Annotated in this window: 18 protein-coding genes and 1 tRNA gene; 16 read left to right on the plus strand and 3 right to left on the minus strand. The window is 67.2% G+C overall.

All coding sequences use genetic code 11. The annotated features are described in order from the left end of the window. The first annotated feature begins 191 nt into the window (after positions 1-191). From ssuE to IB258_RS17430, 9 genes are all read left to right on the plus strand, one after another. On the plus strand, positions 192-812 hold the full coding sequence (ssuE, locus tag IB258_RS17390) for an NADPH-dependent FMN reductase (RefSeq protein WP_054455313.1): 621 nt from the start codon (positions 192-194) through the stop codon (positions 810-812). Positions 813-815: 3 nt separating this feature from the next. Beyond that, the gene (locus tag IB258_RS17395) at positions 816-1,307 is read left to right on the plus strand and encodes an ABC transporter permease subunit (RefSeq protein WP_119449914.1); all 492 of its coding nucleotides are present in this window, start codon (positions 816-818) and stop codon (positions 1,305-1,307) included. Then, the gene (locus tag IB258_RS17400; protein ID WP_192352948.1) at positions 1,304-2,200 is read left to right on the plus strand and encodes an ATP-binding cassette domain-containing protein; all 897 of its coding nucleotides are present in this window, start codon (positions 1,304-1,306) and stop codon (positions 2,198-2,200) included. The genes IB258_RS17395 and IB258_RS17400 overlap by 4 nt, the downstream gene beginning before the upstream one ends. 63 nt (positions 2,201-2,263) lie before the next feature. Beyond that, positions 2,264-2,479 (plus strand): molybdopterin-binding protein, encoded by a 216-nt coding sequence (locus IB258_RS17405; RefSeq protein ID WP_054455309.1) that lies wholly within the window; start codon positions 2,264-2,266, stop codon positions 2,477-2,479. Between the two features lie 122 nt (positions 2,480-2,601). Further along, complete coding sequence (locus tag IB258_RS17410; RefSeq protein WP_054455307.1) at positions 2,602-4,014, plus strand: DUF3300 domain-containing protein; 1,413 nt, start codon at positions 2,602-2,604, stop codon at positions 4,012-4,014. Positions 4,015-4,019: 5 nt separating this feature from the next. Next, positions 4,020-4,886, plus strand: coding sequence for a DUF2950 family protein (locus tag IB258_RS17415; RefSeq protein WP_054455305.1), 867 nt, complete (start codon positions 4,020-4,022; stop codon positions 4,884-4,886). A 173-nt stretch (positions 4,887-5,059) separates the two neighbouring features. Continuing rightward, a complete protein-coding gene (locus IB258_RS17420) occupies positions 5,060-6,040 on the plus strand; it encodes a beta-propeller fold lactonase family protein (protein ID WP_054455303.1) in 981 nt (326 codons plus the stop codon). After that, positions 6,024-6,818, plus strand: a complete 795-nt coding sequence (locus IB258_RS17425; protein ID WP_166738279.1) for a polysaccharide deacetylase family protein — start codon at positions 6,024-6,026, stop codon at positions 6,816-6,818. Before IB258_RS17420 ends, IB258_RS17425 begins: the two co-directional genes overlap by 17 nt. A gap of 2 nt (positions 6,819-6,820) precedes the next feature. Continuing rightward, positions 6,821-7,828 carry a sterol desaturase family protein gene (locus IB258_RS17430; protein ID WP_054455301.1) on the plus strand — a complete coding sequence of 336 codons (1,008 nt, stop codon included), beginning with the start codon at positions 6,821-6,823 and terminating at the stop codon, positions 7,826-7,828. An 82-nt stretch (positions 7,829-7,910) separates the two neighbouring features. Here IB258_RS17430 and IB258_RS17435 read toward each other — a convergent pair whose 3' ends face one another. Together IB258_RS17435 and IB258_RS17440 are read right to left on the minus strand one after the other, a co-directional pair. Continuing rightward, positions 7,911-8,414: an acyl-CoA thioesterase gene (locus IB258_RS17435; RefSeq protein ID WP_119451221.1), complete on the minus strand. Its 504-nt coding sequence runs from the start codon at positions 8,412-8,414 to the stop codon at positions 7,911-7,913. Positions 8,415-8,464: 50 nt separating this feature from the next. Continuing rightward, entirely contained in the window at positions 8,465-9,931 is a 1,467-nt protein-coding gene (locus IB258_RS17440; RefSeq protein WP_192352949.1) for a DUF1254 domain-containing protein, read from the minus strand. Between the two features lie 304 nt (positions 9,932-10,235). Between IB258_RS17440 and fdnG the strand changes: the two genes are divergently transcribed. The 7 genes from fdnG (at position 10,236) to IB258_RS17475 (ending at position 19,404) form a co-directional block, all read left to right on the plus strand. After that, positions 10,236-13,304: a formate dehydrogenase-N subunit alpha gene (fdnG, locus tag IB258_RS17445; RefSeq protein WP_147400263.1), complete on the plus strand. Its 3,069-nt coding sequence runs from the start codon at positions 10,236-10,238 to the stop codon at positions 13,302-13,304. Between the two features lie 10 nt (positions 13,305-13,314). Beyond that, positions 13,315-14,214 (plus strand): formate dehydrogenase subunit beta, encoded by a 900-nt coding sequence (gene fdxH / locus IB258_RS17450; protein ID WP_054455293.1) that lies wholly within the window; start codon positions 13,315-13,317, stop codon positions 14,212-14,214. Beyond that, positions 14,207-14,839, plus strand: a complete 633-nt coding sequence (locus IB258_RS17455; protein WP_054455291.1) for a formate dehydrogenase subunit gamma — start codon at positions 14,207-14,209, stop codon at positions 14,837-14,839. Before fdxH ends, IB258_RS17455 begins: the two co-directional genes overlap by 8 nt. Positions 14,840-14,978: 139 nt before the next feature. After that, the gene (gene fdhE, locus IB258_RS17460; protein ID WP_054455896.1) at positions 14,979-15,923 is read left to right on the plus strand and encodes a formate dehydrogenase accessory protein FdhE; all 945 of its coding nucleotides are present in this window, start codon (positions 14,979-14,981) and stop codon (positions 15,921-15,923) included. After that, positions 15,923-17,353 carry an L-seryl-tRNA(Sec) selenium transferase gene (selA, locus tag IB258_RS17465; protein ID WP_192330542.1) on the plus strand — a complete coding sequence of 477 codons (1,431 nt, stop codon included), beginning with the start codon at positions 15,923-15,925 and terminating at the stop codon, positions 17,351-17,353. Before fdhE ends, selA begins: the two co-directional genes overlap by 1 nt. Continuing rightward, positions 17,350-19,284 carry a selenocysteine-specific translation elongation factor gene (gene selB / locus IB258_RS17470; protein ID WP_192352950.1) on the plus strand — a complete coding sequence of 645 codons (1,935 nt, stop codon included), beginning with the start codon at positions 17,350-17,352 and terminating at the stop codon, positions 19,282-19,284. The genes selA and selB overlap by 4 nt, the downstream gene beginning before the upstream one ends. Positions 19,285-19,308: 24 nt before the next feature. Continuing rightward, a tRNA-Sec gene (locus IB258_RS17475) sits at positions 19,309-19,404 on the plus strand. A 16-nt stretch (positions 19,405-19,420) separates the two neighbouring features. On the opposite strand, the gene IB258_RS17480 is transcribed toward IB258_RS17475, so the two are convergent. Further along, on the minus strand, positions 19,421-19,960 hold the full coding sequence (locus IB258_RS17480; protein WP_054455285.1) for a TlpA disulfide reductase family protein: 540 nt from the start codon (positions 19,958-19,960) through the stop codon (positions 19,421-19,423). Between the last annotated feature and the right edge of the window lie 13 nt (positions 19,961-19,973).

Raw genomic sequence — 19,973 nt, forward strand, 5'->3', positions numbered from 1 at the left:
TAGGCTCGCCGCCAGGTGCAAGCCAGTCCTGCATACGGACGAGGCGCCCGGGCGGCAGTCTTCGCATATTTCCCAAAGCGGCCGAACCCGCGCTTCAACATAACCTCATATCGACTAAGTATTTTTCGGCGCCGCGCGGCGATGACAGAATCGGTTCGACTCCTTGAACCCACCGCCGGAAACAACCCTTCATGTCATCGCCACGTCACCAGGCTCACGCCCGCGTCCTTGCCATCGCCGGCAGTCCATCGCAGCGCTCCCGTTCCTCGGTGCTGCTGCGGCACGCCGCCGGGATCCTGCAGCGGCGGGGCTTGAGCGTGGGAGAACTGGGCTTGCGCGATATCCCCGCCGAAGACCTGATAGAAGGCAACTACGCCGGCCCCGCGGCCAACGCGCTGCGCGCACGCGTGGCGGCGGCAGACGCGGTGGTGATTTCCTCGCCGGTCTACCAGGCTTCCTTTTCCGGCGGATTGAAGGCGGTGTTGGACCTGCTGGATCCCAAGGCGTTGGCCGGCAAGGTGGTGTTGCCCATCGCCACGGGGGGCAGCCCGGCGCATCTGTTGGCGCTGGAGTATGGCTTGAAGCCCGTGCTGTCAGCGCTGGGCGCGCGCCACATCCTGGCGGGCGTCTACGCCACCGATACGCAGGTTCGCCTGGACGAATTCGGCGCGCGCGAGATAGACGGGGAGGTCAGCCGGCGGCTGGATGACTCGGTGGAGCGTCTGTCCGAGCTGGTCTTGCCGCGCGTCGCCGTTTCCAGCCCATCCTACGATCTGGGCCGGCTCGCGTTGGCGGGCGCCTTCAGCGTCTGACCGATGCGCCGCGCCCACGCCCGCAACGCTCCCGACGCCCCGGCTCTGCGCTGGCTGGGAGGCGCGCTACTCGCCGCACTTTGGCTGGGCGGCAGCGAGACGGCCAGGCCGGCGCTGCCGGCGTTGAGCCTGCTTGCGCCGCTCCTGTACCAGACGGTGCGCGGCATACGCGCGGCGGATCCGGCGCTGGTCGAAACCGGTCGGTCTCATGGCTTGAACGGCTGGGCGCTCTATTGGCATGTGCTGCTGCCGGGCGCATTGCCGTTCATCCTGACGGGCCTGAGGCAGGGGCTGGGACTTCTATGGCTGACCCTGATCGCATTGGAACTGTTCGCGACGCCGACGCGATTGGGAATTCCGCAATGGCTGGGCAGCGGTCCGCCGGGTGCGACGACGCTGTTGCTGGCGATTGCGCTCTACGCGGCTCTCAGCGTGGGCTCGGGGGCGTTGGTAAGCGCGCTGGAGCGCTGGCTGCTGCGCTGGAGGCCGCGATGATGTTCATCAATCCCAACGAATTCGAGCTATTGCAGCACCTGGACGTGCGCCAGCCGACGGAGCCGGACGAAGCGCCCGAGGCCGAGCCGCAGGCTGCGCTGCGCGTGACCTTGCGCAAGCTCGCCAAGCGCCACGGCGACCGCATTGCCTTGCAGCCGCTGGACCTGGAGATCGCGGCCGGCGAGTTCGTGGCCGTGGTCGGGCGCGCCGGCAGCGGCAAGAGCACCTTGCTGCATCTGCTGGCCGGCAAGCTTGTGCCCAGCGGCGAGCAAGGTGGCGAGCCGGGCCGTCCGCCGCTGCTGTTCGACAACTTTCCCGTCTGGGAGCCCGACGCCCGCGTGCGTCTCTTGCTGTCGGACTCACGCCTTTTGCCCTGGAAGACCGTGCTGCACAACGTCGCCCTGGGGTTGCCCGGCACGGGGCCGGCGGCCGAAGCGTTGCGGCAGGTCGGACTGGACGGCCGCGGCGGCGAGTGGCCCGCGCAGCTATCCGAACCGCAGCGCCAGCGCGTGGCGCTGGCCCGGGCCCTGGCGCGCCGTCCCGGCTTGTTGTTGCTGGACGAGCCTTTCCAGGAGCTGGATTCGCTGAGCCGCATCGAGGCGCAGCGGCTGCTGGAGGATCTCTGGCGCCAGCAGGGCTTTACCGCCGTGCTGGCGACCGACGACGCGGCCGAGGCCGTGGCGGTGGCGGACCGCATCCTGGTGCTGGACGAAGGCGGCGTGGCGCTGGACGAGCGCGTCGGCCTGGCGCGTCCCCGCGTGCGCGGTTCGGCCGCTGTCGCCGCCCTGGAGGCCCGCGTGCTGCGCGCCGCCTTGCGTCAACAAGACACGCCGGACGCTGGCCGGCCCTTGGCACCCGTCCTCCAGATCCGGCACCTGAGGCTGGCGGTCTGAAACCGCGCCCGGCGATTCCCCCATGGGCGGCATGACGCCGCCCTTTACCCCAGGAGCAAGACCATGAGCATTCAATCCATCAACGCCCGCAACCAGTTCCGCGGCAAGATCAAGGAGATCATCCTGGGTCCGGTGGTGTCCGAGGTGGACGTGGATACGCCGGCCGGCATCGTGACCTCGGTGATCACTACGCGGTCGGTCAAGGAGTTGGGCCTGGAGGTCGGCACCGAGGTGCTGGCTTTCGTCAAGGCGACCGAGGTTTCCGTCGCCAAACTGTGAACCGAGGCAGACCCACGCCGGCGCTTCCCCTGCGCCGGGGTTAGGCATATATTGTCAGCGCGATATCCGGCAGTTCCTCCTGGCTTGTGGCTTTACGCTTGGCGATACACGGAGAACGGAAAATGCGTCGACTGCAACAATGGTTCATCGGCTGGTTATGCCTGGGGTTGGCGGTCTGCCTTCCCGCCACGGCGCAGACCAAGCTGGACAACGCGCAACTGGATCAGTTGATGGCGCCCGTGGCGCTGTATCCGGATTCGCTGCTCTCGCAAATCCTCATGGGTGCGACCTACCCCGACGATGTCGCGGCGGCCGCCAAATGGTCGGCCGCCCACACCTCGGAATCCGGAGACCAGGCCGTCAAGGCGGTCGAGGGCGAGTCCTGGGATCCCAGCGTCAAATCCCTGGTGGCCTTCCCCTCGGTCATGGACATGATGGGCCGCCAGCCTGACTGGGTGAAATCCGTGGGCGACGCCTTCCTGGCGCAGCCCGACGCCGTCATGGATTCGGTCCAGCGGCTGCGCGTCCAGGCGCAGAAGGCCGGCAACCTGAAGAGCACGCCGCAGCAGAAGGTCACCTCCAGCACCACCAACGACAAGACCGTCGTGGTGATCGAGCCGGCCGATCCGCAGGTGGTGTACGTGCCCAGCTACAACCCGACGGTGGTGTACGGCACCTGGGCCTATCCCTCCTATCCGCCTTACTACTATCCGCCGCCTCCGGGCTCGGTGTTCGCCACCTCGCTGGTGGCCGGCATCGGCTTCGGCCTGGGCGTGGCTGCGGTCAACTCCATGTGGGGCGGGTTCGACTGGGGGCATAACGACGTCGACATCGACGTCAACCGCTACAACAACATCAACGTCAACCAGCGCATCGACCGCAACAACATCAACAACAATAGAACGACCTGGCAGCACAACCCGGCCAACCGCGGCAATACGCCGTATGCCGACCAGGCCAGCCGCCAGCGCTTCGACAGCCAGCGTCAGGCCGGCGTGCAGAACCGGGCGCAGGGGGGCCGCGCGCCGGGCGCAGCGGCAGCGCCGAACTCCCGCGATGCCGCGCGCCAGCGCGCGGCGCAGTCGTTCGAAGGCCGTACCGGGCAGTCCATACCCGGCCATTCCGAACCGGGCGCGGGGCGCGGCCAGGGGGCGGGCAGGGGAGACGCCGCGGCCAATCGCGGGCAGGGACAAGGGCAGCGGGCCGGACAAGGCGGGCAGGGCGGACAAGGCGCCCGCGACCGGGCGCAGGGCGGCGGGCAGGCGCAGCACAGCCGGCCTGCCTCCAGCGTGTCCACGCAGGACCGCCAGGCCGCGGCCCAGCGCCAGCGCGCCGACGAAGTGGCCGCACGCGACCGCGGCCGCGCTTCCAATAGCGCCAACGCGCTGAGCGGCGCCGGCAACGGCGACCAGATGCGGCAGCAGCACACGCGCAGCGAGATGAGCCGCGGCGGCGGTGGCGGCCCGCGCGGCGGCGGACATGGGGGCGGCGGACGCGGCGGTGGCGGCGGCGGACATTTCGGCGGCCGGAGATAAGCATCATGGACAAGGGAACTCTCATGACCATTGCTCGTTTGCGCGCGCTGGGCGCCGCGTCGCTGCTGGCGCTGGGCCTTGCGGCCCCCGCCGCGGCGCAAAGCCTTTATCCGAGTCCGCAGGCCGCCGCCGACGCCTTCGTCGACGCCATGGCCACCAGTGACCTCGACAAACTGGCCAAGGTGTTGGGGCCGAATCATCGCAAGATCGTGCCGGGCGGCGTGGCGCAGGACGACATCTACCGTTTCCTGGCGGCCTGGTCGCGCAAGCACGAGATCGTGGCCGATGGCGGCCGTTCCTGGCTGGCGGTCGGGGATTCGGGCTGGACCCTGCCCGTACCCATCGTGCGCGCCGGGCAGGGCTGGCGTTTCGACCCGGCGGCGGGCACGGCGGAAATCCGCCGCCGCGCCATCGGCCGCAACGAACTGACCGCCATCGAAACGCTGCGCGAGCTGCAGGCCGCGCAGGGGCGATACAAGGACAGCGTGGGCCAGGGACGCTACGCGAGCCGCCTGGTCAGCCGTCCGGGACAACGCGACGGGCTGTACTGGCCCGAGGTGCCGGGCGCACCGCAGCAGGCCTACGGGTTGGACGCGCTCAGCATGGGGCCGGAGGTGCCGCTGGACGACGCTTACTACGGCTACCGGTACAAGGTGATACCGGGCGCGGACGGAGGCTCGTACCGAATCGTGGCCTGGCCGGCGCGCTACGGGCAGACGGGCATCGACTCCTTCGTCGTCGGTCCCGACGGGCGCGTGTTGGAAGCCGACCTGGGACCCGCGTCCGCGGCACGCGCCGCGGCCTTGCGGGAACGCGATATCAGTGCCGGAACCTGGACCGACGCCGACGCGCAACCCGTTGGCAGCAAATGATTTTTCCGGCTTCCGAAGAGTAATCGGGACACGCCTGTTGCTGGGTCGCAACAGGCGTGTCCGTTTGTCCGCATCGGGTAGCGCGACGCCCTTTTGTCAGGCCGCTGTGCCTAAAATGGCGAGCACCGGGACCCTGCCCGATACCCCTTTGCCGGACCTAGAAATTGAACCCCATGCATTTTGTCCGCTACGCCCTCTTCGGCGTAGGGATGGCGCTTAGCGCCGCGGCGGCCTCGGCCCCGATTTTCGTCCTGAACTCCCTGGACGCCAACGTCAGCATTGTCGATCCGGCCACCTACAAGGAATTGCGGCGCGTGCCCACGGGCAAGGAGCCGCATCACCTGTACCTGACTCCCGACGAAAAGTCGCTCATGGTGGCCAACGCCACCAGCGATTCGATCACGCTGATGGATCCCAAGACCGGTGAAGTGCAGCGCACGCTGACCGGCATCGTCGATCCCTACCAGTTGCAGTTCTCGCCGGACATGAAGTGGTTCGTGACCGCGGCCAACCGCCTGGACCACATCGACATCTATTCCTGGCATCCGCTGGAAAAAGGCTTCGACCTCAAACTGGTCAAGCGCATCCAGGCCGGCAAGACGCCCAGCCACATCATGATCGACAAGGCCAGCACCACGGCCTACGTGACGCTGCAGGACAGCGATCAGCTCATCGCCATCGACCTGGCCACGCAGACGCCGAAATGGACGGTGTCGGTGGGCAAGACGCCTGCGGACGTATTCCTGACGCCCGACCAGAAAACCCTGCTGGTGGCGCTGACCGGCGACTCCTACGTCGAGGCCTACGACGTCAGCAACGGCCCGGCCAAGCTGGTGACGCGCATCAAGACCGCCGCGGGCGCCCACGCCTTCCGCGCGCAGGGCGACCACCGCCACCTGTTCGTCAGCAACCGCACCGCCAACTCCATCAGCCGCATCGACCTGCAGACGCTGGCCGTCACCGACACCTTCCCGGTGCCCGGCGGTCCCGACTGCATGGACGTGCTGGCCGATGGCAAGACCCTGCTGGTCACTTCGCGCTGGGCCCGCAAGCTCACCGTGGTGGACCTGGAGCAGAAGAAGGTGGTCAATCAGGTGCCGGTGGGCAAGTCGCCTCACGGCGTCTGGACGCTGAACCATGCTCCTACGAGATAAGCGCGTCCACGCCGCGGTGATGCTTGCGCTGGCCTTTCCCAGCATGGGAATGGCAGCGCCAGCGACCTGCGACAAGCCTGTCTACCTGACGTTCGATACCGGCCACATGGGCGTGGCCCCGCTGATCGCGGACGTATTGGCCCGGCACAACGTCAAGGTCACTTTTTTCCTGGCCAACGAGCGCACGCTGACCGACGGCTCCAGCCTGGATGACGTGTGGGCGCCCTGGTGGAAGGCGCGCGCGGCCGAAGGCCATGTCTTCGGCTCGCACACCTATGACCACGTCTATTGGCAGGCGGATCTTCCTGGCGGCAAGTTCCGCGTCAAGCCCAGCGCCGGCCCGGACGCGGGCAAGCGCGCCGAATGGACGCCCGAGCAGTATTGCGCCGAGATCAAGCGGTCCGTCACCCGTTTCCATCAGATGACGGGCAAGAACATGCTGCCGATCTACCGCGCGCCGGGCGGCAAGACCTCGCCTGCGCTGCTGAAGGCGGCCAAGGCCTGCGGCTTCGAGCACGTGGGCTGGGCGCCCGCCGGCTTCCTGGGCGATGAACTGCCCAGTGATAAATACCCCAACGCCCGCCTGCTGGACCAGGCGCTGCGCACCATCAAGCCCGGCGACATCCTGCTGGCCCACCTGGGCATCTGGTCGCGCCAGGATCCGTGGGCGCCAGCCGTGCTGGAGCCGCTGATTGAAGGTTTGCAGCGCAAGGGCTATTGTTTTGCTACCTTGGACACGCACCCGTCCTATCGCGATTGGATCGCTAATCATCACTGATCATGGATACGCTTAGTCAATTGTTCGGAGAGTGCCAGCAATGGCTCTTCGAAACGGCGATTCAGCCCGCGCTGTTCCACCTGGGCATGAGCAACTTCATCGAGGACGGCTACGACGCCACCATGTGGCTGCTGGTCGGCCTGCTGCAGATTGTCGTGCTGGTTTTGGTGTTCGGTCCCCTGCAGCGCCTGCGCCCCGTGGAGGCGGTTACCGACCGTCGCCAGATCGGCATCGACGTGCTGTACACGCTGATCCACCGGCTGGGCGCTTTCCGCCTGCTGCTGTTCTTCACCATCGACCCATTGTGGGACAGCGTGTTTGGTCAGCTGCACGTCTGGGGTTTCGCGCCTTTCCAGCTGGACCAGTACTGGCCCGGCGTGACGGACAAGGCCTGGGTCAGCCTGATCATCTACCTGTTGCTGTTCGACGCGGTGGACTACATCTACCACCGTGCCCAGCACCGTTTCGGCTGGCTCTGGGCTTTGCACGCCGTGCATCACAGCCAGCGCCAGATGACCATCTGGAGCGACGACCGCAACCACCTGCTGGACGATATGCTGCGCGACGTGCTGGTGGTGTTCGTGTCGCAACTGGTGGGCGTGCCGCCGGCGCAGTTCGTCATGGTGGTGGCCATCACTCAGCTGGCGCAGAGTTTCTCGCACGCCAATCTGCGCATGCATTTCGGCGCCATCGGCGAGCGCCTGCTGGTCAGTCCGCGCTTTCACCGCCACCACCATTCCATCGCCTACGACGCCTCCACGCCGGGTCCGGTGGGCGGCTACAACTTTGCGGCGCTGTTTCCCATCTGGGACGTACTGTTCCGCACCGCCCGCTTCGGCGTGGGCTACGGCCCCACGGGCATTCATGACCAGCAGGCGGAACTGGGCGGGCGCGATTACGGCCGCGGCTTCTGGTCGCAGCAGTGGCTGGGCTTGAAACGCATGGTGGGCCGCGACCGCGAACCCGCCGCCGCGCCGCCGTCGCCGCCGGCCTCGGTTGAACGCGCCTGAAAGCGGCCTGGCCTCAAAGGCCGCGCATGAAAAAACGAGCCCGCTGGGCTCGTTTTGTTTTGGGCGGGCAGGGAATTCCGTTTCAGGGTTGCGCGTCGTGCGTGGTTTCGCGCTTGATCTCGCCGTGCCGGCGTTCCATTTCCTGGCGCAGTTCGCGGCGCAGCCGGGCGGCTTCCATGCGTTGCTTCTCTTCCAGGTTGCGCGGTTCCAGCGGCGGCACCGCGGTCGGCGCGCCCTGATCATCCACCGCAACCATCGTGAAATAGCAGCTGTTGGTGTGGCGCACGAGCTTCTTGCGGATGTCCTCGGTGACGACCTTGATGCCGATTTCCATGGACGTGCGGCCGGTGTAGTTCACCGCCGCCAGAAAGGTCACCAGTTCGCCCACGTGGATCGGTTCGCGGAACACGACCTGGTCCACGGACAGGGTCACCACATATTGGCCGGCGTACCGGCTGGCACAGGCGTAGGCCACCTGGTCCAGGTACTTGAGGATGGTTCCGCCGTGCACATTCCCTGAGAAATTCGCCATGTCCGGCGTCATCAGGATGGTCATCGACAATTGGTGGCTAAAGGCTTCGTCCATGGCGGGCGTTCAATCTTGGATAAAACGCCTATGGTAGCGGCAGGCGCCTGTCATGGCTGCGTCTTTTCAGCGGCTTCCGGGGTTTCTTGCGTCGCTTCTTCGGGAGGGGCGTCGCGCAGCAGGGCGGGGGGCGTCCACAATCCGTCCAGCAGGGCGGGTTCCGGCGCATACACGCGCAGCAGCACGCTGACCGCGCCGGCGGCAGGCAGCGGCAGCCAGTTGGACTGTTCCTCGGGCGCGGGCGGCGCATGGCTGATGCGCAGGTCCAGCGAACCGTCGGCGTTGTAGCGCAGCGGGTCGCGGTCGCCCAGCGCGTAGCGGTTCAGCGGATTGGCCGACGGCATGCCTTGCGCGTCATAGGCCGCCAGCGACCACAGCGCCGCGGCGGGCGGCAATTGGCCGCTTTCGAAATGCAGCGTGTAGCCATGCGCGCCATCCAGCGGTGCGCCCTGGCTGTCGGCCGCCAGCAGCAGCACGCTCAGGTCTTCGGGCAGGCCCGCGCCCGGCTGCGCCTGCGCCGCCAGGGCGCGCCGCAGATAGGAATTGCCGTAGACGCCGATGCTGGCGGTTTCCTGGTGCCAGCCGTTGACGCTGCGCACCGTGGCGCCGGCTGCCGCCGTCATGCGCTCGCGCGCCGCCCGCAGGCCGCGGCGCAAGCCCTGTTTGGCAGGATGGTCGAGCTGGGCGAAGTCGAATGGCCGGCCGGCGACCAGCCCGGCGCCGCGCAGCCTGGCCAGCACCGGCTGGTCGGTGGCATGCGGCGGGTTCTTGCGCAGCAGCTCCGCCGCATATTCGAAGTAGGCGTCGGTCGGCATGGATTCGACCTGCTCGCGCACGGGGATGCGCAGATTCAGGGAAGGATCGGCCTTCAACCGCTGCGCCTGCGCGGGCAGGTTCCATTGCGCCAGCGGCGTCACCAGGAAGCCGTCCTGCAAGGCGTGGAGCGCGGGGTAATCGGCAGGCCCATCGGCCTGGATCAGATTCTTGGCCCAAACATAGGCGGTGGGCGCATCGATGCGCGCCATGCCCGAGGGCAGCACGCCGTTCCAGCCCGGTGGAACGATCACGGTATTGCCCTTGGCCGTGCCGGTGCTGCGCTTACCCAGCGTGGCGAACACGTCGGTCCACATGTCCAGCAGCGTCAGCGTATAGAGCCGGCCTTGGGTATCCGGCACCGACAGCACCACCGGCCCGGACGTCAGGTCCAGCCAGCCGACGCTGCGCAGCATGTCGGGGTTGGCCCAGGGCGTGGCGGCGCCCGGCTGCGGCAGCGCACGCGCGTGCAGAAAGGTGTTGGCCGGCGCGCCGTCGTTGCCGCGGGACGGATGGGTGAACTGGCGGCGGGTCAGGTCCATCGTGACCAGCGGATAGAAGTACAGATAGCCTTCCATGCCCGCCTGGTGGGCGGCCTCGGTGGCCGCCGCCGCGGGAGTCAGCGCGGCCGGGGCCGCGCGGGTCAGCGTGGCGGGCGCGAGCGCGGCGGTGATGGACAGGGCCAGGGCAACAAGGCGGCGCATCGGCGCTCCTACGGTCATGCGGAAAACAGGAGGGAAGGCTGGAGGCGCGGCGTCCCCGAATGGGGAGCGTGGGGGCCAGTCCAGGCAGCCGGGAATGGTAGCAGCCGCAGGATCATCCAAAATCTGCGAAAAAACCCTATTTCGCCGCCAAATTTCAGACATAAGGAAGGTCTCTTTGGGGCCGGATGCCATGGCGCGTCCGTCCCGCAAAGCCTATACTTGGAAAAATATCCTTGGAAACCGTAGGGCTTTTTGCTTCGGCCAGCCAACGGCTTCCTCCATTTCACCAGGAGAGGAGTGTTTCATGGTCAACATGAATCGCCGCCAGTTCTTCAAGGTGACCGGTGCGACGCTGGCAGGCTCCAGCCTGGCTTTGCTGGGGGCAGCCCCCGGCACGGCCATGGCCGAAGTCCGCCAGTACAAGCTTGCGCGCATGACTGAAACGCGCAACACCTGTCCCTACTGTTCGGTCGCCTGTGGACTGCTGATGTACGGCTTGGGCGACGGCTCCAAGAACGCCCGTGCCAGCATCATGCACATCGAAGGCGACCCCGACCACCCCGTCAACCGCGGCACGCTCTGTCCGAAGGGCGCTGCCCTGATCGACTTCATCCACAGCCCCAACCGCCTGAAGTACCCGGAATACCGGGCTCCAGGTTCGGACAAATGGGTGCGGATGTCGTGGGACGACGCCCTGACCCGCATCACCAAGCTCATGAAGGCGGACCGCGACGCGAACTTCGTCGAGAAGACCGCGGACGGCAAGACCGTCAACCGGTGGCTGACCACCGGCATGCTGGCGGCCTCGGCAAGCAGCAACGAGGTCGGCTACATCACGCACAAGACTGTGCGCAGCATGGGGATACTGGCGTTCGATAACCAAGCCCGTGTCTGACATGGCCCGACGGTGGCAGGTCTTGCCCCGACGTTTGGCCGTGGAGCGATGACGAACCATTGGGTCGACATCAAGAACGCGGACGTAGTGCTGATCATGGGCGGCAATGCCGCCGAGGCCCACCCTTGCGGGTTCAAATGGGTCACGGAAGCAAAGGCCCATAACAAGGCAAAGCTGATCGTCGTGGATCCGCGCTTTACGCGCTCGGCATCCGTGGCGGACTTCTACGCGCCCATACGCACCGGCACCGACATCATCTTCTTGGGCGGCGTCATCAAGTATCTGCTGGACAACGACAAGATCCAGCACGAGTACGTGCGCAACTACACGGACTTTTCCTTCATCGTGCGCGAGGACTTCGCGTTCGACGCAGGCCTGTATTCCGGCTACGACGCCGAAAAGCGCACCTACAACAAGGCCAGCTGGGACTACGAGCGCGGCGACGACGGCTACGTCAAGACGGATCCGACGCTGGCGCATCCGCGCACCGTCTACCAGTTGCTGAAGAAGCACTACTCGCGCTACACCGAAGACATGGTCGAGCGCGTCTGCGGCACGCCCAAGGACAAGTTCCTGAAGGTGTGCGAGATGCTGGCTTCCACCGCCACCACCAACCGCGCCGCGACCATCCTCTACGCGCTGGGGTGGACGCAGCACTCCATCGGTTCGCAGATCATCCGCACGGGCGCGATGGTGCAGCTGCTGCTGGGCAACATCGGCATCGCCGGCGGCGGCATGAACGCGCTGCGCGGGCACTCGAACATCCAGGGCCTGACCGATCTGGGCCTGATGTCGAACCTGCTGCCCGGCTACATGACCCTGCCCAACGAGCCCGAGCAGGACTACGGCAAGTACATCGAGTCGCGCACGCAGAAACCCCTGCGGCCCAATCAGCTTAGCTACTGGCAGAACTACAGCAAGTTCCACGTGAGCCTGATGAAGGCCTGGTGGGGCAAGTCCGCCACGGCCGAAAACAATTGGGCGTTCGACTACCTGCCCAAGCTGGACAAGCTCTACGACATGCTGCAGGTCTACGAGCTCATGAACCAGGGCAAGATGAATGGCTACATCGCCCAGGGCTTCAACCCCCTGGCGGCCGCGCCCAACAAGGCCAAGCTGAACGCCGGTTTCGCCAAGCTGAAATTCCTGGTCATCATGGATCCGCTGGTCACCGAGACCTCCGAGTTTTGGCGCAACGCGGGCGAGGCCAACGATGTGGATCCGTCCAAGATCCAGACCGAGGTCTTCCGTCTGCCGACCACCTGTTTCGCCGAGGAAGACGGCACGCTGGTGAACTCCGGCCGCTGGCTGCAATGGCACTGGAAGGGCGCGGAGCCTCCGGGCGAAGCCAAGAGCGACATCGAGATCATGGCGCTGCTGTTCACGCGCCTGCGCAAGATGTACCAGGACGAGGGCGGCAAGTATCCCGATCCCATCGTCAACCTGTCGTGGCCGTACTCCAATCCGCAGAATCCCACCGCCGAAGAGCTGGCCAAGGAATACACCGGCAAGGCACTGGTGGAACTGACCGACCCCAAGGATCCGTCCAAGGTCACCCGCAAGGCCGGCGAGCAATTGGCCGGCTTCGCGGAACTGCGCGACGATGGCTCCACCATCAGCGGCTGTTGGATCTTCGCGGGCGCCTGGGGGCCTGGCGGCAACCTGATGGCGCGGCGCGACAACAGCGACCCGACCGGCATCGGCCAGACCCTGAACTGGGCCTGGGCGTGGCCGGCCAATCGCCGCATCCTGTACAACCGCGCCTCCTGTGACGTGGCGGGCAAGCCCTTCGATCCGCGCCGCAGCCTGATCTCCTGGAACGGCAAGTTCTGGACCGGCGCGGACATCCCCGACTTCAAGGGCGATGAAAATCCCGACGGCGGCATGGGTCCGTTCATCATGAACCCCGAGGGTGTGGCGCGCTTCTTCGCGCGGGCGGGCATGGCCGAAGGGCCGTTCCCCGAGCACTACGAACCCTTCGAGACGCCGCTGGGCTACAACCCGCTGTATCCGAAGGCCAAGGGCGTCACCAGCAATCCGGCCGCGCGGGTCTTCAAGGACGACCTGGCCGCGATGGGCACCGTGGACAAGTTCCCCTACGTGGCCACGACCTACCGCCTGACCGAGCACTTCCACTACTGGACCAAGCACGTCCGCATCAACTCGATCCTCCAGCCGGAGCAGTTCGTGGAGATCGGCGAGGCGCTGGCCAAGGAATTGGGCATTGCCAACGGGTCGCGCGTGAAGGTGTCGTCCAACCGCGGCTACATCAAGGCGGTGGCGCTGGTCACCAAGCGCTTGCGCGCGCTGACCATCGAGGGCAAGACCGTGCACCACGTGGGCATCCCCATCCACTGGGGCTTCGTGGGCCTGGCCAAACCCGGCTTCCTCACCAACACCCTGACGCCGTTCGTGGGCGACGGGAATTCCCAGACGCCGGAATTCAAGTCGTTCCTGGTGCAGGTCGAGAAGGCCTAAGGAGACCGACATGTCCATGCAATCCCTAGACATCAAGCGGCGCTCCGCCACCACCACGCCGCCGCCGGGCATCCGCGAGCCCGTCACGGGCTCGGTGGCCAAGCTGATCGACGTCTCCAAGTGCATCGGCTGCAAGGCTTGCCAAAGCGCCTGTATGGAATGGAACGATCTGCGCGACGAGATCGGCACCAACGTGGGCGTCTACGACAACCCTGCCGACCTGACCGAGCATTCCTGGACCGTCATGCGCTTCTCCGAATACGAGAATCCGCAAGGCGACCTGGAATGGCTGATCCGCAAGGACGGCTGCATGCACTGCGAGGACCCGGGCTGCCTGAAGGCCTGTCCCTCGCCGGGCGCCATCATCCAGTACAACAACGGCATCGTGGATTTCCACGAAGAGAACTGCATCGGTTGCGGCTACTGCATCACTGGCTGTCCGTTCAACGTGCCGCGCATCTCCAAGAAGGACCACAAGGCGTACAAGTGCACCCTGTGTTCCGACCGAGTGGCCGTCGGTCAGGAGCCGGCCTGCGTCAAGGCCTGTCCCACCGGCGCCATCGTCTTCGGCACCAAGGAAGACATGACGCAGCACGCCGAGGAACGGATCGTCGACCTCAAGTCGCGCGGCTTCGACAAGGCCGGCCTGTATGACCCGCAGGGCGTGGGCGGCACCCACGTCATGTACGTGCTGCATCACGCCGACCAGCCCGGGCTGTACCACGGGCTGCCCAAGGACCCGCAGATCAGCCCCATGGTTTCGCTGTGGAAGGGCCTGGCCAAACCGCTGGGCGTGGCCGCCATGGCCCTGACCGCGCTGGCGGGCTTCTTCCACTACGCCCGCGTTGGCCGCAACGAGGTGTCCGAGGAAGACGAACGCCGTGCCGAAGAGGAGGTGCGCCATGAGTGAAGACCGCCATCACCGCCGGATCAAGCGCTACACGCCAGGTGAGCGCACCAACCACTGGATCATCGCCTTCACGTTCATCCTGTTGGCACTGTCCGGGCTGGCGTTGTTCCACCCGTCCATGTACTGGCTGACCAACCTGTTCGGGGGCGGTCCCTGGACGCGCATCCTGCATCCCTTCATCGGGATCGTGATGTTCGTCTGCTTCGTCGTGTTCGCCGGCCACATGTGGCGGCACAACCTCATGACGAAGGCCGATCGCCAGTGGATGCGGCAACTGAACGACGTGGTCGAGAACCGCGAGGAAAAGCTCCCGGAAGTCGGCAAGTACAACGCCGGCCAGAAGCTGCTGTTCTACGTGTTGATCCTCTGCATGCTGGGCCTGTTCGTCAGCGGCATCGTGATCTGGCGCGAGTACTTCGCGTTCTACTTCCCGATCTGGATCATCCGCGCCGCCTCGGTGGTGCATGCCGTCAGCGCGCTGGTGCTGATCTGCGCCATCATCGTGCACATCTACGCTGCCATTTGGGTCAAGGGTTCGCTGACCGCGATGCTGCGCGGGTATGTGACGGCGGGTTGGGCGTGGAAGCATCACCGCGCCTGGTTCCGCGAACAAATCAGAAAATAAAGCTGACGGGGCGCGCTGGCAGGCGCGTCCCGCTTGCTCTGCGGCAAATGGGCCTCTCCTGGCGCCCACGCATCCGCCCAACGGCTGCTATCCTTCTCCTTGAAGGCTGGCAGCCGTGTTTTTTTATCTGGAGACGCAAGTGCAGCGAATTCTTCCGCGCGGCGAGATCGAAGCGCTAGACCATAACCGCATTCCCCAAGTCAGCCTGCCGGACCGCGCGTCGGTTTTTGCCACGCGTGCAGCCCGCTTGCGGCAGCTGGCGGCGGATAGCCCGGTGGCCGACTACCTGCTGCTGATGGCGCATCTGGTCGACGCCCAGCACCGCGCCCTGCAGGATTGCGCCGCGCCCGCGGCCTCCGAGGAGCGCATTTCGCTGGCGCAGGCGCATGGCATGCCGCCCCTGCAGGCCGTGGGCTGGCCGCGCGACCCCTTGTGGCGCAACATCCTGGGCCAGCTGCTGGACCACGTCGCCAGCGCCAAGGACGTGCCGGCCGAGGCCATCGAAGTCTGCGCCGGCCTGCGCCGCGCGCTGACCGAGTCCCCGGAGTCGCTGGAGGATCTGGCCGAGGCCGTGCTGTCCGAGCAGGACCAGGGCGTGGACGGCGCCGCCGCTCCCTTCGTGATGGCGGCCCTGCAAGTCTATTGGACCGATCTGGCCAGCCGTTTCGACGAAAAGCAGTTGCCAGTGGCCAGTCCCTTCGGCGTCTGTCCCGTTTGCGCCAGCCTGCCGGTGGCCAGCGTGGTCCGCGTGGGCGGGCAGTTCGAAGGCTACCGCTACCTGTGCTGCAGCCTGTGCGCGACCCAGTGGCACATGGTGCGGGTGAAGTGCTCGCATTGCGAAGACGTGGAATCGGTGGCCTACCAGGCCATCGAGGGCCGCACGCCCGCCATCAAGGCCGAAACCTGCGACCACTGCCACACCTATCGCAAGATCTTCTACCAGGACAAGGACCTGCAGGTGGAGCCCGTGGCCGACGACCTGGCCAGCCTGATGCTGGACGTGCTGGTCGGCGAGGCCGGCTATTCGCGGGCCAGCGGCAATCCGTTGCTGTGGCACGGATCGGAGCCGGGAGCAGAGCAGTAATGGCCGCGCCAGCGCCCGCAGGCGGCGTGGCCGCGGTCTCGGAGATCCCGTCGCTGGACCGGTTGCTGAATGCGCCGGCCATGCGCGCCGCGCTGGACGGGCACGGCCGCACGCAGGTGGTGGCAGCCCTGCGCCGCGACCTGGACGCGATGCGCGAACGCGCGCTGGCCGGCGGGTTGCCGCGCCAGGAATTGGAGGCCGACGCCGTGGCGGCGCGCGTGGCCGCGGCCCTGGCCCGCGCCGCCGAGCCCAAGCTGCGGGCCGTGTACAACCTGACCGGTACGGTGTTGCACACCAATCTGGGCCGGGCGCTGCTGCCCGACGAGGCGGTGGCGTCGGTGCTGCGCGCCCTCACCACCCCCGCCAACCTGGAGTTCGACCTGGACACCGGCGGGCGCGGCGACCGCGACGACCTGATCGACGAACTGTTGTGCGACCTGACGGGGGCCGAGGCCGCCACCGTGGTCAACAACAATGCGGCCGCCGTATTGCTGATGCTCAATGCCCTGGCAGACCGGCGCGAAGTCGTGGTGTCCCGGGGCGAACTGGTCGAGATCGGCGGCGCGTTCCGCATTCCGGACATCATGAAGCGCGCCGGGGCCAAGCTGGTCGAAGTCGGCACCACCAACCGCACCCATGCCGCCGATTACGAAAACGCCATCGGCCCGCGTACCGCCATGCTGATGAAGGTGCATTGCAGCAACTACGCGGTCACCGGTTTCACCAAGAGCGTGAGCGTGGCCGAGGTGGCGGCGCTGGCGCACGCGCGCGGCCTGCCCGCTACCGTGGACCTGGGCAGCGGCACGCTGGTCGACCTGACCCAGTTCGGCCTGCCCAAGGAAGACACCGTGCGCGAAACCATCGCGGCCGGCGCGGACCTGGTCACCTTCAGCGGCGACAAACTGCTGGGCGGCCCGCAGGCCGGCCTGCTGGTGGGCCGCAAGGACCTGATCCGCAAGATCAAGAAGAATCCGCTCAAGCGCGCGCTGCGCGTCAGCAAGCTGACGCTGGCGGCCTTGGAGCCGGTGTTGGGCCTGTACCGCGCGCCCGAATTCCTGGCCGATCGCTTGACCACGCTGCGCTTGTTGACCCGCCCGCAACGCGACATCCAGCCGCAGGCCGAGCGCCTGCGCGGCGTCCTGGCGCATGCGGCGGGCGAGCACTACGCGGTAGAGGCCGTGCCCATGTTCAGCCAGATCGGCAGCGGCGCCTTGCCCGTGGACCAGCTGCCCAGCTACGGCCTGGCCGCGCGCTACACCGGCAGCGGCCGCGCCGGCCGGCACCTGGACAAACTGGAGACGCAATTGCGCCGCCTGCCCGTGCCCGTGATCGGCCGCATTGCGGACGACGCCCTATGGCTGGATCTGCGTTGCCTGGAAGCGCGCGACGAACCGGCCTTCGCCGCGCAACTCGCGGAGCGCCTGGCGTGATCATCGGCACCGCGGGCCATATCGACCACGGCAAGACCACGCTGGTGCGGGCGCTGACCGGCATCGATACCGACAGGCTCAAGGAAGAGAAGGCGCGCGGGATTTCCATCGAGCTGGGCTATGCCTACACCCCGTTGCCCAACGGCGACGTGCTGGGCTTCATCGACGTGCCCGGGCACGAGAAGCTTGTGCACACCATGGCGGCCGGCGCCAGCGGCATTGATTTCGGCCTGCTGGTGGTGGCGGCGGACGACGGCGTCATGCCGCAGACGCGCGAACACCTGGCGATCCTGACCCTGCTGGGCGTGGAACGCGGCGCGGTGGCGCTGACCAAGACCGACCGCGCCGATGCCGGGCGGCTGCAGGCAGTGCGCGCGGAAATTGCCGAACTGTCCGCGGGCACCTTCCTGCAGGATGCGCCGCTATACGCCGTATGCGCGTCGCAGGCCGGCGACCCGGGCGTGGCGGAACTGAAAGACTATCTGCACGGCGAGGCTCAAGCCCTGCGCCAGCGCGACAGCGCGGGCCTGTTCCGGCTGGCCGTCGATCGCGTGTTCACCCTGGCCGGCCACGGCACGGTGGTGACAGGCACGGTCCATGCCGGACTCGCGCGCGCGGACGACGACGCTGCCGACCTGCGGCTGATGCCTGCCGGCACACGCGTACGCGTGCGCAGCATCCATGCCCAGAACCAGCGCAGCGAAACCGGCGCGGCCGGCCAACGTTGCGCCTTGAATCTCGCCGGTATGGACAAGAACGCCATCGCGCGCGGCGACTGGATCGCGGATGCGCGCTGCTTTTTGCCGTCGCGCCATGTCGACGTGGCGCTGGCGCTGCTGGCAACCGCCGACGCGCCGGTGCGCGCATGGGCGCCGCTGCATGTGCACATCGGCGCCGCGCGTCACGTGGCGCACGTGGTGCCGCTGAGCGCGGAATCGCTTGCCCCGGGACAGTCCGGCTGGGTGCAGCTGGTGTTCGACGAACCCGTCTGCGTCATGCCGGGCGACCGCTACATTGTGCGCAACGCGCAGGCCACGCGCACGGTCGGCGGCGGCCGGGTGCTGGACCCGAACGCTCCTGACCGCAAGCGCCGGTCCGCCGCGCGCATGCAGTGGCTGCAGGCGCTGGCGGCCATGCTGGACGGCGCCGGCCTGCATCCCGTGCTGCAGCACGCTGCGCTGGGGCTGGACGAAGACGCCTTGCAGCGCCTGACGGGCAAGCCTGTAAATGAGATCGCTGCGCCGCCCGCTGCGGTATGGCTGGAGGCGCGCACGCCGCAGGCGCCGCGCACCCTGATCCTGACGGTCCATTGGGACGCGCTGCGCGCGCGCGTGGAACAGGCGCTGGCGGCCTTCCATCAAGGCGCGCCCGACGAGCCGGGCCCTGACGGCCCGCGCTTGCGCCGCATGGCCATGCCCGTCGGCCCGGATGCGCTGTGGCAGGCGGCGTTGGACGATCTGCAGCGCGATGGCCGCATCGTGCGCAATGGTCCCTGGCTGCACCTGCCGGGTCATAGCGCAACCTTGGCGCCCGAGGAGTCGGCGCTGGCCGGGCGCGTGCTGCCCCTGCTGGCGGCCGGCGCCTTCGACCCGCCCTGGGTGCGGGATCTCGCCCGCACGCTGGGCGAGCCCGAGGACCGCATGCGGCAGCTGCTGCGCAAGCTGCTGCGGCGCGGCGAAGTGGCCCAGGTGGTGAAGGACCTGTTCTATCACCGCGACCAGGTGGCGGCGTTGGCAGTGCTTGCGCAAGGCCTGGCGGCGCAGCCCGCGGGCTTGAACGCCGCGTCGTTCCGCGACGCCACGGGCCTGGGCAGAAAGCGCGCGATCCAGATCTTGGAGTTCTTCGACCGCGTGGGGTACACGCGGCGTTTGCGCGACACGCACGTGTTGCGCCAGGAAAGCGCCTACGGAAGCCCGCGGCAGGCGCAGTAACCCGGTATCATGGGCGGCCACCGTGGAAGGCATTCGTGCCCGGTGGCACGGCTGGGCTTCAAACCCAGTTGGGGGCGTCAGACGTTCCCAGGTAGGTTCGACTCCTGCTGCCTTCCGCCATCCCTTGTGCGGCGCGCTAAGCCCGCAGCATCCCTGTCACCACGCCGCCTACCCGGTCCGATTTCCAGTCCAGTTGTCCCAGATGCCAATATCGGACGGATCCGCCGCGGTCCACCAGATAGTTTGCGGGCAGGCCGACTGCATCCCATTGCTTTGACGCCGTGCTGTTCCTGTCGTGCAGCACGGTACCCGCGACCGGCCATTTCGCCAGAAAGGCGTTGATCCTGGCCGCCGAATCGCCGACGTTCACGGCCACCAGGCGCAGGCCTTCTTCGCGGTGACGTTTGGCCATGGCGGACATGATGGGGATTTCATCGCGGCAAGGGTCGCACGAGGTGGCCCAGAAGCTGACGATGATCACGTTGCCGCGCCAGGCGGCGAGCTTCTTTTCGCGGCCGGCCAGATCGGGCAGGGCCAGCGGCGGCGTGGATGCGGTCCAGGGCGCCCAGTCCGGGCCGGTGGCCTTCTTGAGCGCATCGTCGCTGGCGGCCCGGGCATACCAGGGCAGGGCCGCCAGCGACAGGCCGGACTGCAGGAGTAGACGGCGGCTGATCATGGCGGTCCCCGTG

This window comes from Achromobacter sp. ACM02, assembly GCF_014851605.1.
In the GTDB taxonomy this organism is placed as follows: Bacteria; Pseudomonadota; Gammaproteobacteria; order Burkholderiales; family Burkholderiaceae_B; genus Achromobacter; species Achromobacter aegrifaciens.

Excerpts from the sequence above, each read along its gene's own strand:
- ssuE (WP_054455313.1), top strand. The coding sequence starts at position 192 with ATGTCATCGCCACGTCACCAGGCTCACGCCCGCGTCCTTGCCATCGCC.
- IB258_RS17395 (WP_119449914.1), top strand. The coding sequence starts at position 816 with ATGCGCCGCGCCCACGCCCGCAACGCTCCCGACGCCCCGGCTCTGCGC.
- IB258_RS17400 (WP_192352948.1), top strand. The coding sequence starts at position 1,304 with ATGATGTTCATCAATCCCAACGAATTCGAGCTATTGCAGCACCTGGAC.
- IB258_RS17405 (WP_054455309.1), top strand. The coding sequence starts at position 2,264 with ATGAGCATTCAATCCATCAACGCCCGCAACCAGTTCCGCGGCAAGATC.
- IB258_RS17410 (WP_054455307.1), top strand. The coding sequence starts at position 2,602 with ATGCGTCGACTGCAACAATGGTTCATCGGCTGGTTATGCCTGGGGTTG.
- IB258_RS17415 (WP_054455305.1), top strand. The coding sequence starts at position 4,020 with ATGGACAAGGGAACTCTCATGACCATTGCTCGTTTGCGCGCGCTGGGC.
- IB258_RS17420 (WP_054455303.1), top strand. The coding sequence starts at position 5,060 with ATGCATTTTGTCCGCTACGCCCTCTTCGGCGTAGGGATGGCGCTTAGC.
- IB258_RS17425 (WP_166738279.1), top strand. The coding sequence starts at position 6,024 with ATGCTCCTACGAGATAAGCGCGTCCACGCCGCGGTGATGCTTGCGCTG.
- IB258_RS17430 (WP_054455301.1), top strand. The coding sequence starts at position 6,821 with ATGGATACGCTTAGTCAATTGTTCGGAGAGTGCCAGCAATGGCTCTTC.
- IB258_RS17435 (WP_119451221.1), bottom strand. The coding sequence starts at position 8,414 with ATGGACGAAGCCTTTAGCCACCAATTGTCGATGACCATCCTGATGACG.
- IB258_RS17440 (WP_192352949.1), bottom strand. The coding sequence starts at position 9,931 with ATGCGCCGCCTTGTTGCCCTGGCCCTGTCCATCACCGCCGCGCTCGCG.
- fdxH (WP_054455293.1), top strand. The coding sequence starts at position 13,315 with ATGTCCATGCAATCCCTAGACATCAAGCGGCGCTCCGCCACCACCACG.
- IB258_RS17455 (WP_054455291.1), top strand. The coding sequence starts at position 14,207 with ATGAGTGAAGACCGCCATCACCGCCGGATCAAGCGCTACACGCCAGGT.
- selA (WP_192330542.1), top strand. The coding sequence starts at position 15,923 with ATGGCCGCGCCAGCGCCCGCAGGCGGCGTGGCCGCGGTCTCGGAGATC.
- IB258_RS17480 (WP_054455285.1), bottom strand. The coding sequence starts at position 19,960 with ATGATCAGCCGCCGTCTACTCCTGCAGTCCGGCCTGTCGCTGGCGGCC.